Genomic DNA, 14,601 nt, shown 5'->3' on the forward strand with positions numbered 1-14,601 from the left:
TCGCTTGGTGTACAATCCGGGGGTTGGCAAGAGCGCCAGAGGGGGCAAGCTGATGAATAACATACGGAAATTTCGGCCCGGAGAGGCCGCTTCCTCTAAAGTGAGTGAAGAACGGGATGAATTTGAGCGGGATTACGCAAGACTGATCCAATCTCCGACCTTTCGTCGGCTGCAGGGCAAGTCACAGGTGTTCGGGGCTGGATCAGGCGACTACTATCGGACACGGCTGACCCATTCGCTAGAGGTTGCCCAAATTGCAAGGGAAGTCGCGAAACGACTAGAGCGGACCAATCCTTTTCTCCAAAAAAGAGAGCATCCGGGTCTCATTATTGACCCAACTGTTGTGGAGTGCGCGTCTATTGCACACGACTTCGGTCACCCGCCTTTTGGCCACAAGGGGGAAGAGGTGCTGAACCACATTCTGCTGAAGGATCATGGCTTGAAATATGAGGGCAATGCCCAGAACTTCCGGATCCTGATGTTTCTCGAAAAAAGGGCAGGCAGTGAAAGCGGTCTGGACCTTACCGCGGCTGTGCTGCTTGGTATTAATAAGTATCCTTTCCTGCTGGAGGAAGAAGGGCGGCTCAAGGGGGTATACGCGTCCGAGTGGGAGATTATCCGTGAGCTGCGGAGGGAATGGAACATGCCGGAGGGCTGCTCCACATTAGAAGCGCAATTGATGGATTTATGCGATGATATCGCGTACTCTACGCATGATATTGAAGACGGCATTCGGGCTGGCAAGATCCAGATGAATGCTACATTCTTTGAGGATCAACGATTGATCCGGCATTTGGTTATGGAAATTTTGAATGATCCCAACAAGATTAGATTCGGCTGGGAGCAGGTGGATATCGAGCAAATGGTTAGGAAGGTGCTGACCGACTATCTGGAGCAGTGGCAGCAGATTTTCGCCGAATGCAATCGGGAAGAATCGCGTACGCGCAGAGAGATGAAAGCACGCTGGGTGAGCTCTTTTGCAAGCCGTTTGGACATTCTGGACGATCCTGAACGGGGCTGGAAAAAGGTCGCGATGGTGAGAGACGGGGCAGAGGATATGAACCTCCTGCGAACAATGGAAATTTTGAAGAAGCTGGCGTGGGTTACGCTGATTAAAGATTTCCGAGTGCTGCGCCTCCAGAAGCGCAGCGAGATCATCGTCGAGCGGTTGTGGGAAAGCTTTATCGATCAAGACAGGGGAATGTGGATCATTCCACCTGATTGGATCGATAGCTACGAGCGCCGGATGGGCAGCTGGAGCTGGCCGCGGTTCGTCGCGGACTATATATCCGGCATGACCGACGCGTACGCAGAGAAGGTGTATGCAGAGCTGTTTGCGAGCAAGTCTGGCTCGATCTATGAGATGGACTAGACGAGGTGCGAAGTAGAGGGCACTGTGCGATGCGAAAACTTGCAAAAAGTACATCAAATCGCGGGTAAATGGGGTTATTCCTAGGATAAGATGTAAATCGTACATCAAAATTGGCGTAAGTGGCGGGCTTTGGCCTGAAATGCTGAAATTTGATGTACAAAATGCATGATCCTGCACGCATATGGGTGGGTAACATGAATTTTGATGTACAAAATGCATGATCCTACACGCGAATAGGTGGGTAACATGAATTTTGATGCACAAAATGCATGATCCTGCACGCATATGGGTGGGTAACATGAATTTTGATGTACAAAATGCATGATTCTATTCGCGAATGGGGAGGTAACATGAATTTTGATGTACAAAATGCATGTTACCTTCCCCAACTTCGGAGTATGACGGGCTAAGCTGCAGACCATTAGCCGACAGTGCTGGTATCCCCGCAAAAAAATATCGACCCCGCAAGGGGTCGATTTTATAGGGAGGAGGGAATACCAGAGTCAGTTTACAGCTACAGCTTCTTTCGGTGTCGGTGTCAGGCCATTAAGGAAGCTGAGCGTGCTGCGCACATACTTTTTAGGTTCTGCGCGGTATAACAGCTCGTGCTGTGCTTTGGGGATGATCCATAGCTTCGATTGCGCATCCGTTTGCACCTTAAAAATGTCCTCTACCATTTCATATGGAGCTTTGTAGTCTTCTGTTCCATGAATGAAATAAATAGGCATCGGATAAGCGGTCGAAGTGACCTTTTTATAAGGAACTTCATGCAAGCTCACTCCGTTCAGGAGAGGGAAAAATAAACGGACAAGCGGTAGAGATGGGAATTTCGGAACATTCACGACTTGCTTCATATTGTGATAGAGTGTATCCGGATTCAGCATGAACGTGCTGTCCAGAATCATCCCTGAGATATCAGTACCATTTTGGAGAGCGGCTTGCAGCGCGGTTCCAGCCCCCATCGAGAAGCCCCAGATATAAATAGGACCATTGGATAAATGCTTAATGTAGTTAACCGCTCCGAGCAGCTCCTGTGATTCCTGAATGCCACCGGTCATGACGTGTTCGTTGCCGGGGTGAACATACCCATAATCAAACATCAGCACATTGTAATTCTGCAAATGCAGCTCGCGGGCCAAATTATACAGCGGAACCCACAACTCTTCGCGATTGCCGCCGTAGCCGTGCGAGAAGATCACGGTTTTGTCGGAAGGAGCGGGAATGAACCAACCGTCTAAATTGGAGGATGCGTTCAAACTTGGGAACGTAACGCTGCTGTAGGGAAGACCAACGGCTCTCATGGGATCCGAATGAAGCGGATCAATATGCGGCCGCGCCAGGGTCCAGGCAATATAAGCGTGAAAAGCAAGCAACAAAGAGGTACATAACGTCAGGAATGAAATTAGGATGGTGAGAACCAGCCTTTTTTTGCGTAAAAGCGGACGGGTAACGACCTGTTCGAGCGTAGGTTGAAGTGAGCCTGGGGATAGTGATGTTGATGACATCGCAGTACCCTCCCTCCAGAAAAGTAGTGTGTTCAAATGGGCTGCTCTGAGATGTTATAAGGAGAAAGGAATAATTATCTAAATTTTCAGATAAGTAATCTATTATCTTAATATTATTCTGAATGCGCTTACAAGTCAATGAGGGTGCGGGAAATGTAAAGCCTCTGTAACCTTTCTGTAACAATTCAGGAAACAGATGTTTGACCTTTACGCAACGTTGGAGTTTGGTTATACTAGATATAACTGGGTTTCATATAGTGAAACTATTTGATGCTTCCGCAGACAGTTGACTATGAAAGTGGTGTTCGTCATGGAAGATAATAAGCTGACGGTGCGAGCTGTAGAACGTGCTTTGGATATTATGCTCTGTTTTACCGAATCGACCGAATTGACGTTGACAGAAATTGCAAGTCGCGTGGATTTACATAAAAGTACGGTGCATCGTCTGCTTGCTTCTTTGGAAGGCAAGGGTTTTATTATGCGCGATGCAGCCACTGATAAATACAGGCTAGGCTACCGATTATGGGAGCTTTCCGCCAACCTCTCCCAAGAGGGAGACCCCGGCATCATTCTGCTGCCGGAGATGGAAAGACTGCGCAATCTCCTCGGCGAGACGATCTCGCTTTACGTGCAAGACGGCCTGGAGCGTATCCGCATCCAAGCCGTGCAGAGCAACCATGCCATTCGCCGTGTAGCCCCTGTGGGGGCGCGAATGCCGCTTTACGTCGGCGCCTCGAGCAAGGTGCTCGTCGCCTTCGCAGAGCCCGCAGTGCAGCAGCAGCTGCTAGCCTCGGCCGACTGGCCGACCGGGCTGGAACAGCAGGCGTTCCTGCAGCAGCTGGGCGACACCAAGCGCGCTGGCTTCGCCACGAGCGTGGAAGAGCGCGAGCCCGGTGCGGCGGCCGTGTCCGCGCCGATTATAGACCGCGGGGGCCGGCTTGTGGCCGCCCTCGCCGTATCGGGCCCAGCGAACAGGCTTACGCTGGAGCTGATGCAAGAGCAGGCGCCGCTTATTATGGAAGCGGCGCGGCGCATGGGCACGATGCTGCGTTAGCGCATCGTCCTTCAATCCTCTATCCGAGTACTTGGATAGAGGATTTTTTGCTTCTAGGAGGCCATACTAGAAGAGGGAAGGGAGTGGCAAGTATGAATAAGACAGCCTCAATGCTGGCGATCTGGATCAGTCTTGCCAGCAACATTGTGCTTACCGCCATCAAAATTATCGTTGGCCTTCTATTCAATAGCCAAGTGCTCATAGCCGATGGCATCCATAATGCCGGCGATGTAATTGCTACCGCGACCGCATACAGCTCTATGCGTGTTTCGTCTAAGCCCGCAGACGTAGACCATCCTTATGGCCACGGCAAAGCGGAGGTGCTAGGCGCCTTTATCGTCGCGATTATTTTAGCCGGAGCGGCTGTATACATTGGTTATCATTCCATTCATGCCCTATTCGAGCCAGCCGGTGAGGCTCACGTGATTGCTTTTATCGCAGCGCTTATCTCACTGATCTGGAAGCAAATTCTTTATGTGTACACGATGCGGGTTGGTCGTAATATGAACAGCAAAGGGCTGATCGCCACAGCCTATGATCATTTAGCGGATGTCTACGCGTCGATTGCTGCCTCCGTCGGGATTGGATTGGCGCTGCTCGGGGAACGCTTCGGCTATGGATTTCTAGCCTACGGCGACCCTGTGGCGGGGATTATCGTCTCCATTCTGGTATTGAAGCTGGCTTATGAAATGGGCCAAGACTCATTCGGTATTCTCATGGAGCGAAGTGTCAGCACGACACAGATTGAACAGTACGAGGCGTTGATCCGTTCTGTACCCGAAATCAAGCGGATTGACCGCTTGAGAGCACGCGAGCACGGACACTACATATTGATCGACGCGCGGCTGGGCGTATCGGGCACATTAACCATTCAGGAAGGTCATGATATTATTCGCGGCATTAAACAAAAGATCAAATCAGCCCATAACGATGTGGACGAGGTACTGGTGCATTTAAATCCGTGGTACAAGGAGCCTACTTAACTTAAACGCATGAAAAAACACCTTTCATTAGGGGACTCCGATCCGGAGCGGCCACATGAGAGGTGTTTTCCTTTTTACTTGGCAAAAATATGATTGCCGATTTGAACCGTCTGCGGACGTGTCCAGATCCATTTGCTTGTCGCTGTTTTTGGATTGAAGTAGTAGAGAGCACCACCGGTTGGATCCCAGCCGCGTACAGCTTCTTGTGCAGCTTGATAAGCTGTGCTATCCGGCGTCAACCAGTATTGTCCGTCACTTACAGCCGTAAAAGCTCCAGAATCAAATACAATCCCTTCGATTGTATTCGGAAATTCACTTGAGTTCAGACGATTCATAACTACTGCTCCGACCGCGACTTGTCCTTCATAGGATTCACCGCGAGCCTCGCTATAGATTACTTTCGCCAGTATATCAAGATCAGCTTGATTTACCGAATACTTACGTAAGCTCTGCCATGTATTAGCACCAACAATGCCATCAATCGTTAAGCCATAATTATATTGAAAATTACGCACAGCTGCGGCGGTAACGGGACCGTATACGCCATCTAGCGGCTGTTGGTAATAGCCTAACATTTTAAGACGGAACTGAGCATCCCAGACGTCTCCATTTTGACTGCCTGGCTGCAACGTTGTAGCCGTTGCGGCAGAAGTTGGTTGGCTCCATTCGCTTACTGAAATACCTAGACCAATCGAAGCGATCAGCATGACTAGGACGAGCCTTTTTAATGAGTTCATCTTCATCTCCCCTTTCGCTGTTACCCATTATAGGTCGACAGGATAAGGGGCTCAACCCGCAGTTATTACCAATGTAAGTCAATCACTTGTGGCTCTAAGGATACAGCCGCCTCTAAAATTGCAAAAAATCCGAGAATGCCTTAAGGCAATCCCGGATTTCGTAGATGTGTGTGTATTGCTTTCTTGATGGTTATCTTAGTTTTTCTCAGCCAAAATTTGGCGAAGAACGGTTTGTAGAATACCGCCATTACGGTAGTAATCCACATCAACCAAGCTATCCAAACGAACAAGTACGCTGAACTCGAAAGTTGTACCATCTTCACGAGTTGCTGTCACTTTAACTGTCGTTCCTGGTTGAACATCATTGCTCAGTCCAGTGATATCGAATGTTTCACGACCTGTGATACCTAGTGTTTTCCAGCTTGTTCCTTCAAGGAATTGAAGAGGAAGTACGCCCATACCTACAAGGTTACTGCGGTGAATACGTTCGAAGCTTTCAGCGATAACGGCTTTTACACCAAGCAGGAATGTTCCTTTGGCTGCCCAGTCACGGGAGCTTCCAGTTCCGTACTCTTTACCTGCGATAACTACGAGGTTTTGGCCTGCAGCTTGATACTTCATGGATGCATCGTAGATGGATTCTACTTCGCCAGTTGGCAGGTAAGTTGTTACGCCGCCTTCTGTTCCTGGTGCCACTTGGTTACGAATACGGATGTTCGCGAACGTTCCGCGCATCATCACTTCGTGGTTACCACGACGGGAACCATAGGAGTTGAAGTCTTCTCTTTTTACACCATGGTTGATCAGGTACTGACCTCCAGGACTGTCAACTTTGATGTTACCTGCAGGGGAGATGTGATCCGTTGTAACGGAATCGCCCATGAGTGCCAAAGTTTTCGCGCTGCGGATATCAGCGATATCGTCAAGAACTGTACCCAAATCAGTGAAGAATGGAGGCTCTTGAATATATGTGGAATTCGTGTCGAATTCGTACAGATCGCCTTCTGGAATCGCGATTTCGTTGAAACGCTCATTCGCACGGAATACGTTGCTGTATTTGTCACGGAACATGTCTGGGCTCATTGCAATGCCAAGAGCTTCTTGAATCTCTTGGTTTGTTGGCCAGATGTCTTTAAGGTAGACAGGTTGATTGCTTTGGTCGTAACCGATTGGATCGTTAGCCAAATCAATGTTTACTGTGCCTGCAAGTGCATAAGCAACAACAAGTGGAGGTGATCCAAGGTAGTTAGCTTTTACTTGAGCATGAACGCGGCCTTCAAAGTTACGGTTACCAGAGATAACGGCAGCTACCGTCATATCGTTGTCAGCAACAGCTTTGCTCACTTCATCAGGAAGCGGACCGGAGTTACCGATACATGTTGCACAGCCGTAACCTGCAACGTGGAAGCCTAGTGCTTCCAGGGACTCAAGCAAGCCTGCTTTCTTGAGGTACTCAGTAACAACCAGGGATCCTGGCGTCAAGGAGCTCTTCACGAATGCCGGTTTTCTCAAACCGCGAGCTACTGCTTTCTTAGCCACAAGACCCGCACCTAGCATAACGCTTGGGTTGGATGTATTCGTACAGGAAGTGATCGCTGCGATTACAACGGAACCTGTTCCCATTTTAACCGTCTCGCCATTCGAGTAAACCACATCAACTTCTTCGTTGATTTTCTCTTCCGTCAGACCATATCCACCTTTGTCGATTGGCGTACGGATGATGGAGTTGAAGGACTCTTTCATGTTCGTAAGCTCTACACGGTCTTGCGGACGTTTTGGACCAGCCAAGCTCGGTACTACGGAACCAAGGTCAAGTTCAAGCACATCTGTGAAGACTGGGTCTGGTGTGGAGTCAGTACGGAACATGCCTTGTGCTTTGTAGTAAGCTTCTACGAGTGCGATTTGATCTTCTTCACGGCCAGTTGCTCTCAAGTAGTTCAATGTTTCGCTATCAACTGGGAAGAAACCGATTGTTGCGCCATACTCAGGAGCCATGTTCGCTACCGTTGCGCGGTCAGCCAAGGAGATGTTGCTCAGACCAGGACCGAAGAACTCAACGAATTTACCAACAACACCTTTTTTACGCAAAATTTGTGTAACGGTGAGAGCCAAGTCAGTCGCTGTAGCGCCTTCTGCCAAGTGGCCTGTCAATTTGAAACCAACAACGTCTGGAGCTACGAAGTAAAGGGGTTGTCCAAGCATACCAGCCTCAGCTTCAATACCGCCAACGCCCCAACCTACAACACCTAAACCGTTAATCATTGTTGTATGGGAGTCAGTACCTACGAGGGAATCCGGATAAACAACCGTTTCACCATCGATCGTTTTTGTAGCAGCAACAGAAGCGAGGTACTCCAAGTTAACTTGGTGAACGATACCTGTTGAAGGCGGAACCGCACGGAAGTTATCGAATGCTGTTTGTGCCCAACGAAGGAAACGGTAACGCTCTTCGTTTCTTTCGAATTCTAAGTTAATGTTCATGTCAAGCGCATCCGGTGAACCGAAAGCGTCAACCATGACAGAGTGGTCAATAACAAGGTCTACAGGAACAAGCGGGTTGATCCGTTTTGGATCTCCACCTTCACGAGCCATTGTCGCACGCATTGCCGCAAGGTCAACGACGACAGGTACACCTGTGAAGTCCTGAAGAACGATACGAGCAGGAATGAAAGGAATTTCTTTGTTGTCGTCACGGCCTTGAGCCCAGCCGGCGATTTGTTTCACGTGTTCGCTTGTGATCGCACGGCCGTCGAATTGACGGATAGCTGCTTCAAGCAAAACACGAATGGAAACAGGAAGGTTGCTTACAGTACCGTGACCTTGGTTTTCAAAGTCAGGAAGACTGTAGTATTGGAACGAGTTTGTTCCGACAGTTAACTGCTTGCGCACAGAAAAAGTGTCCTTGTTGGACATAGATTATTCCTCCTTTGATATCTTCATCCATTGGTTTCATCTAGTGAAACTCAATTTCATTAATCCCCTAACTCAAGTATAGCGTTTCGATGTGTATGAGTAAAGATTTATTTCAATCATTTTTACCCTGCAAATGTCATATATTGAATCAATTCAAAGCAAATCGGGCTCGTCCTATGATGACTGTTATTTTGCCGCAAAAACGTACTTTCCATAAATAAAAGTTTCACACCTAGCAAGCAACTGCGCACGCAACATTCCTAGCAAAAAACTTTTTAGGAGGGTAACCCCGATGTCCTGGAAAACAGCGCTCTACAATTACGTCCATGCTAAAAATCAGTCAGAGCTCGAAGGCTCTGCAGCACCTTTGGAAGCCTATTTGTCAGACATCGCTTATGTACGTAAGCAGGAGGTCAGGGTTCGCAGGCTCCTAGAAAGTTTTCGCGATCGCAATGCCAAGCTGCTGCGAGGTGAAACGAAGCTGCGTCTTACCGGAGTCAGAGAATCTGCGCATGGTGTTATTGCGGATATCGTACTGCACCGTTTTATCCACTACAGAATCGGTTCAATTGACCACTTGGAGGAGCGTATTGAGCCGGAACGAGTCGTTATTGACAGTGCAGCGAATCGCTGGCAGGTCAGAAGTACAGAATCCTTACAGGGAGAACAATCGCTTCCGAATAAGCCGAGGAGCGTCTTTTTCTCTGAGCAAGCTGAATTTGTGGAGGGTCTCCGCAGAGCACCTTCACTCCCTTATATCAACCATAGTATACTCAACAGCGGAGCCCAGGAATTCGTTCCGCGCAAAATCATTTATAATCGCGATAAAGCCGTCCAATATGCGGAAACATGGTGGCAGACACCGAACCCGAAATATGAGCAATTTGAAGTGGATTGCACCAACTTTGTATCGCAATGCCTCTTTGCAGGCGGGGCTCCTATGGACTATACTGGGAAAAGGGATTTGGGCTGGTGGTACGCTGGCAAAAGAGGCAACCAAGAGTTGTGGAGCTTCAGTTGGGCAGTTGCCAATAGCTTGCAATCTTTTTTAGCGCACAGCCGCAAAGGGTTACACGGTCATGAGGTTCATGACCCGCGCGAACTTCAGCTTGGCGACACAATCTGCTATGACTGGGATGGCGATGGCCGTTATCAGCATAATGTTGTTGTGACAGGCAAAGATGCTAATGGCATGCCGCTCGTCAATGCACACACGTATAATAGCCGCAATCGCTATTGGGCTTATAAAGATTCACCGGCATGGACGGAGCGGACCAAATACTTCTTCGTTCGAGTTGCAGATGAAATGTGAAACTAATTTTTGTAGGAATAGAACGACTAGACGGAGGTAAGCAATGAGCGGCAAAATAAGAGTTGGACTAATTTATGGGGGGAAATCTGGAGAGCATGACGTATCTTTGCAAACCGCAATGGCCGTTATGAAAGCTGTTGACTTCACCAAATATGAAGTGATACCGTTTTACATCTCCAAAAAAGGGGAGTGGAAAAGCGGCGCGCCTCTCTTGGCACCCGTTACATCGAAAGAGGTACTGACCTTCAGCAATGGAGACTCCGTGAATGCACCTGTTTCTAATGCCTTAGCACCTATCTTCGGAGCTGTTCATGCGAAAGGCGATGTAGCTATCGCTTCTGCCGCGGCTGGAACGAAAGACACAAGTATAGATGTTATTTTCCCGCTTTTGCATGGTACGTTTGGTGAGGACGGGACAATTCAAGGTTTATTGGAAATGGCGAATATCCCTTACGTAGGAGCAGGGGTGCTTGCCTCCGCAGTTGGCATGGATAAAGTCATGATGAAGAAAATCTTTGCGCAAGAGGGACTTCCGCAATGTATTTTCCGTCACTTCACACGGGCGGAATGGGAGAAGAATCGCGCGTATCACCTCATTGAACTTGAAACCGCGATTGGTTATCCGTGCTTCGTGAAGCCGGCTAATTTAGGCTCCAGTGTTGGTATTTCCAAAGCTAGAAATCAAGATGAACTTATTAAAGCGGTTAATTTCGCTTTCCAATATGACCGTAAAGTCATTATTGAAGAAAATATCGATGCTCGCGAGATTGAAGTAGCTGTTCTTGGGAATGATGAACCACAAGCGTCAGTTGTAGGTGAAGTTGTTTCTTCGAATGATTTTTACGACTACAAAGCCAAATATATTGATGGTAAATCCGCTATGGTCATCCCGGCAGATATTCCGGCTGAAACAGCTGAGCAAGTTAGACAACTTGCGGTTCAAGCCTTCGCGGCTGTTGATGGCAGCGGCTTATCCCGCGTGGACTTTTTCCTAGGCAAAGCTGATCAAAAGATCTATATCAACGAAATCAACACGATGCCAGGCTTCACGCCTTACAGCATGTATCCGCTGCTGTGGCAGGAATCCGGCAAACCATATACAGAATTGCTGGATGATCTCATTCGTCTGGCGGTTGAACGGCATACAGCGAAGCAAAGTATCCAATATTCTTTTGATGTGGAGTAGATGCTAATGGGATTCCAATCGGAGTTTAACTCAGTCTGTAAGTTCAAGTCCGCGCAGGAGCTCTTCGAGCTTCTTGAGTACGGCCGCGGAAAAATGGTGAAAAGCGGCTTCCGCGTATTCCCGACGGGGCAGAAGGTCATTGCCTACACACCGGACAATCAAGCGATCGCCATCGTCAAAATCCTTGCATCCATCGCGGAAATTAATTTCCAAGGCGAGGAAGTGACGCAAGTGGAGATGGAGCTCGTTCGTCGTTTGACGGAGGAAGAGGCACAGGTACAGACGAAGCTTGCTTATGAGATGTTTTTTGGCGACCAAGCTTAGTTGGCAGTAGAGGAAGAGGTAGAAGAAGAGGAAGAAGAAGAGGAAGAAGAAGACATCGTTCATGAGGACGGTGTTTTTTTTGGGTTGAGGAGAGCCTCGGGTCATCCCGTGGCGCGATGCTGTGTGCTTCGTTGTACTTTGTGCAACATGAAAGCAGTCTACTGCTTGCAATCGCGGCCTTCGTTGCACAAAGTACAATCAAATTGGCGCTGTTGCCCGAAAACAGCAGAATTCAGCCCATAATGTTGTACTAAGTACATTATAGGGGAGTGTGGAGGGCTAATTGCGCTCATAACGTTGCACATAGTACAACATAGGGAATGGAATAGCGCTATCGGTTTCCATGAGTGAGCCTTAAGGGATTGCCATTTCACAGCTACCCCTGTGCATACCGCCCCACATTCGCATGCATATCGCTGCTCCGATGCTAATAGATAAAGCCTAGCTACTCTAACTAATTCTCTCTTCACTGCCACACAAACGCTCTTATTCACATCCCCTGCATGCATCAGCACCTCCGCCACAACTACAACTACAACTACAACTACAACTACAACTACAACTACAACTACAACTACAACTACAACTACAACTACAACTACAACTACAACTACAACTACAACTACAACTACAATTACTGCCACTACAACCACTGCCACTGCCACTACAACCACTGCCACTGCCACCACAACCTTACCGCACGCGTCCTACTCCGACCAATATCCCTAAGTAACGCAAATTCTGAGCTATCTACACAAAACTATTTCAGGCCTCACTACTCTCCACGAGGTCTTTCTGCGCATGGGTACTACAAGAAATTAGTACTTTTTCTCTTTTTCAACCAGAGCTACAATTAATTCAGTAGACTTCGCTGCAAAGGGATGAATAAGATGAAATTTACCGCCTACTGGCTGTTTAATATTGTGCTTGGCATACCGACGCCGTATGTGCTTATTTATATGATTTTCGGCTTCTACGGTTTCATGCCCCCTTCTTCAACCGAACAGAAGTACATGGCGGCAGGGGTATTACTCCTGTATCTCCTCGTATGGTTGATTGGCAATTTGCTAACTTTGCAAAAAGAAGACCGCGCCACTAAACTTGGCATGCTTGCGTTAAGCCCGCTGCCTATTGCCATAACGGCTTATTGCGGCTTTAAAATTATTGCTGCACTTTCCTAGTCATTCTAGTGAATGTGGCAACTGGAAAAAGGGTAACCTAACACAGGATTTTTACCTGAACTTTCTTGGGGGTTACATGTGCATGATTATTCGGCTTGGGTATGTGGCGATGTCGACGGTTGTCAAAAATGCTTCACCGTCCAAAACAATGACAGTCACCAACTTCAGCAAGCTGCTGGACCAGGAGGCTGCCATCCGGAAGCTGGAACGCTTGGGTGCGGAGAACTTGCATAATACATTGAGATTGCTGCGGCATAACCGGGCTCACGATATCATGGTGTTCCGCTTCTCCTCTAGATTCATCCCCCTTATCGGGCATGAAATGTTAGGGGACTGGGACCCCATCCCAACGCTTTCAGCGGAATTCGAGGAGCTTGGCGCCTATGCCAAGCAGGCGGGCATGCGCGTCAGCTTTCATCCAGACCACTTCACTGTCCTCAGCACACCGAAAGAGGATGTACTGCTGAAGTCCGTCCAGGATCTGGAACGGCATAACGCGATGCTGAATGCGATGGGGCTTGGCGCGGAGGCTATGTGCAACATCCATGTAGGCGGTTCGTATGGGGATAAGAAGAAAGCGGCAAAGCGATTTATTCACAACTTTTCCACGCTGCGCCCCGAGATTCAAAAGCGGATTACGCTAGAGAACGACGATAAAACATTCAATGCGCTAGAAACGCTGGAAATTGCTGAAGCAGTAGGGGTTCCGATGGTTCTGGATGTTCATCATCATACGGTGAACAACGAGGGGGAAGATGCCGCAGAGCTGTGGCCGCGTATTCAACAAACCTGGACAAACGAACTCCCGCCGAAGATTCACGTCTCAAGCCCCAAAAGTGAGACCGATCCGAGAAGCCATGCCGATTATGTGGAAGTTGGGCCACTTCTTGTTTTTCTTCGTGCGATTGCCCCTGTTACCCCAAGGCTTGATATCATGATTGAAGCGAAGATGAAGGATGAAGCGCTATTTCGTCTTATGGAGGATTTTAAGCTCCAGGAAGGAGTAGTTATCCTCGATCAAGCCTCGATCCAGCTGTAACGGCTTAGAATTATTTCTTGAAATGTTTGGCAAAATGGGGTACTTTGGAGAATGGGTAAGAATGACGCATAATCCAATGTTGAGAGGGGTTTTTCCGGCCATGAGTCAACTGTTAACAGGAAAAAATATACTTGTCATGGGTGTTGCCAATGATCGCAGCATCGCATGGGCTATTGCTCAATCTTTAGCAGCACAAGGGGCAAATCTGGTTTTTACATACGAGAATGAGCGTGTTGAGGAACGCGTGCGCAAGCTTGCTGATACGATTCCAGGCTCAACACTTATGCCTTGTAACGTAACGGTAGACGCTGAAATTGATACGTTAGCTGATACGCTGAAAGCGAAGCTTGGTGTCGTTCATGGCCTTGTACATAGTATTGCTTTTGCAAGAACGGAAGAATTGGACGGGCTGTTCGTCGACACATCGCGTGACGGCTTTGCCTTAGCGCATGACATCAGCGCTTACTCCCTTGTTGCCGTTTCCAAACGCATTTATCCGCTAATGACAGAAGGCGGCAGCATCATGACAATGACGTACCTTGGCGCAGAGCGTGCAATGAAGAACTACAACGTCATGGGCGTTGCCAAAGCTGCATTGGAAGCTTCCGTGCGCTACCTGGCGGCTGACCTCGGCCAATTTGGCATTCGCGTGAACGGTATTTCCGCTGGTCCGATCCGTACCTTGGCTGCCAAAGGCATCAAAGATTTCAACTCGATTCTGCGTCAAGTGGAAGAGAAAGCGCCGCTGCGCAAAACAACGGAAACCGCTGAAGTTGGCGATACAGCGATGTTCTTGATGAGCAACCTGTCACGAGGCATCACGGGTGAAGTTATTTATGTGGACGGTGGCTACCACATCGTTGGAATTTAAGCAATTTTTAATGTCTTTATGACTATCGAGGAACTGTATTGCCTTCGCGGCAATATGGTTTTTTTATTTGTAAATATCTGAAAATCTCCTTTTTTTATTAATAAATGTATAAATGTACGAATAT

At 48.2% G+C, this 14,601-nt stretch carries 13 protein-coding genes; 9 read left to right on the forward strand and 4 right to left on the reverse strand.

Annotated elements, in window-relative coordinates; translation table 11 throughout:
* The first annotated feature begins 52 nt into the window (after positions 1 to 52).
* Entirely contained in the window at positions 53 to 1,372 is a 1,320-nt protein-coding gene (locus tag AC58UW_RS17955) for a deoxyguanosinetriphosphate triphosphohydrolase family protein (RefSeq protein WP_497421980.1), read from the forward strand.
* Positions 1,373 to 1,875: 503 nt separating this feature from the next.
* On the opposite strand, the gene AC58UW_RS17960 is transcribed toward AC58UW_RS17955, so the two are convergent.
* Positions 1,876 to 2,877: an alpha/beta hydrolase gene (locus AC58UW_RS17960; protein WP_497421981.1), complete on the reverse strand. Its 1,002-nt coding sequence runs from the start codon at positions 2,875 to 2,877 to the stop codon at positions 1,876 to 1,878.
* Between the two features lie 310 nt (positions 2,878 to 3,187).
* Here AC58UW_RS17960 and AC58UW_RS17965 point away from each other — a divergent pair, with 310 nt between their 5' ends.
* Positions 3,188 to 3,931 (forward strand): IclR family transcriptional regulator, encoded by a 744-nt coding sequence (locus tag AC58UW_RS17965; RefSeq protein WP_497421982.1) that lies wholly within the window; start codon positions 3,188 to 3,190, stop codon positions 3,929 to 3,931.
* A 92-nt stretch (positions 3,932 to 4,023) separates the two neighbouring features.
* The gene (locus tag AC58UW_RS17970) at positions 4,024 to 4,914 is read left to right on the forward strand and encodes a cation diffusion facilitator family transporter (protein WP_497421983.1); all 891 of its coding nucleotides are present in this window, start codon (positions 4,024 to 4,026) and stop codon (positions 4,912 to 4,914) included.
* Positions 4,915 to 4,988: 74 nt separating this feature from the next.
* Here the strand turns inward: AC58UW_RS17970 and sleB are convergent, their stop codons facing one another.
* A complete protein-coding gene (sleB, locus tag AC58UW_RS17975) occupies positions 4,989 to 5,621 on the reverse strand; it encodes a spore cortex-lytic enzyme (RefSeq protein WP_497422030.1) in 633 nt (210 codons plus the stop codon).
* Positions 5,622 to 5,846: 225 nt separating this feature from the next.
* Positions 5,847 to 8,564 carry an aconitate hydratase AcnA gene (acnA, locus tag AC58UW_RS17980; RefSeq protein ID WP_497421984.1) on the reverse strand — a complete coding sequence of 906 codons (2,718 nt, stop codon included), beginning with the start codon at positions 8,562 to 8,564 and terminating at the stop codon, positions 5,847 to 5,849.
* Positions 8,565 to 8,856: 292 nt separating this feature from the next.
* On the opposite strand from acnA, the gene AC58UW_RS17985 reads away from it, so the two are divergent.
* Genes AC58UW_RS17985 through AC58UW_RS17995 form a run of 3 tightly spaced genes read left to right on the forward strand, consistent with a single transcriptional unit; the run spans position 8,857 to position 11,386 of the window.
* Positions 8,857 to 9,876 (forward strand): amidase domain-containing protein, encoded by a 1,020-nt coding sequence (locus AC58UW_RS17985; RefSeq protein WP_497421985.1) that lies wholly within the window; start codon positions 8,857 to 8,859, stop codon positions 9,874 to 9,876.
* Between the two features lie 43 nt (positions 9,877 to 9,919).
* Positions 9,920 to 11,062, forward strand: coding sequence for a D-alanine--D-alanine ligase (locus AC58UW_RS17990; protein ID WP_497421986.1), 1,143 nt, complete (start codon positions 9,920 to 9,922; stop codon positions 11,060 to 11,062).
* A gap of 6 nt (positions 11,063 to 11,068) precedes the next feature.
* A complete protein-coding gene (locus AC58UW_RS17995) occupies positions 11,069 to 11,386 on the forward strand; it encodes a hypothetical protein (RefSeq protein WP_497421987.1) in 318 nt (105 codons plus the stop codon).
* 158 nt (positions 11,387 to 11,544) lie between these two features.
* Here AC58UW_RS17995 and AC58UW_RS18000 read toward each other — a convergent pair whose 3' ends face one another.
* The gene (locus AC58UW_RS18000) at positions 11,545 to 12,066 is read right to left on the reverse strand and encodes a hypothetical protein (RefSeq protein ID WP_497421988.1); all 522 of its coding nucleotides are present in this window, start codon (positions 12,064 to 12,066) and stop codon (positions 11,545 to 11,547) included.
* 201 nt (positions 12,067 to 12,267) lie between these two features.
* Between AC58UW_RS18000 and AC58UW_RS18005 the strand changes: the two genes are divergently transcribed.
* The 3 genes from AC58UW_RS18005 (at position 12,268) to fabI (ending at position 14,477) form a co-directional block, all read left to right on the forward strand.
* Positions 12,268 to 12,567, forward strand: coding sequence for a hypothetical protein (locus AC58UW_RS18005; protein WP_497421989.1), 300 nt, complete (start codon positions 12,268 to 12,270; stop codon positions 12,565 to 12,567).
* A gap of 82 nt (positions 12,568 to 12,649) precedes the next feature.
* Positions 12,650 to 13,606, forward strand: coding sequence for a UV DNA damage repair endonuclease UvsE (gene uvsE, locus AC58UW_RS18010; RefSeq protein WP_497421990.1), 957 nt, complete (start codon positions 12,650 to 12,652; stop codon positions 13,604 to 13,606).
* Positions 13,607 to 13,706: 100 nt separating this feature from the next.
* Entirely contained in the window at positions 13,707 to 14,477 is a 771-nt protein-coding gene (fabI, locus tag AC58UW_RS18015) for an enoyl-ACP reductase FabI (RefSeq protein WP_497421991.1), read from the forward strand.
* The last annotated feature ends 124 nt before the right edge of the window (positions 14,478 to 14,601 follow it).

Source organism: Paenibacillus sp. J22R160 (assembly GCF_059692135.1).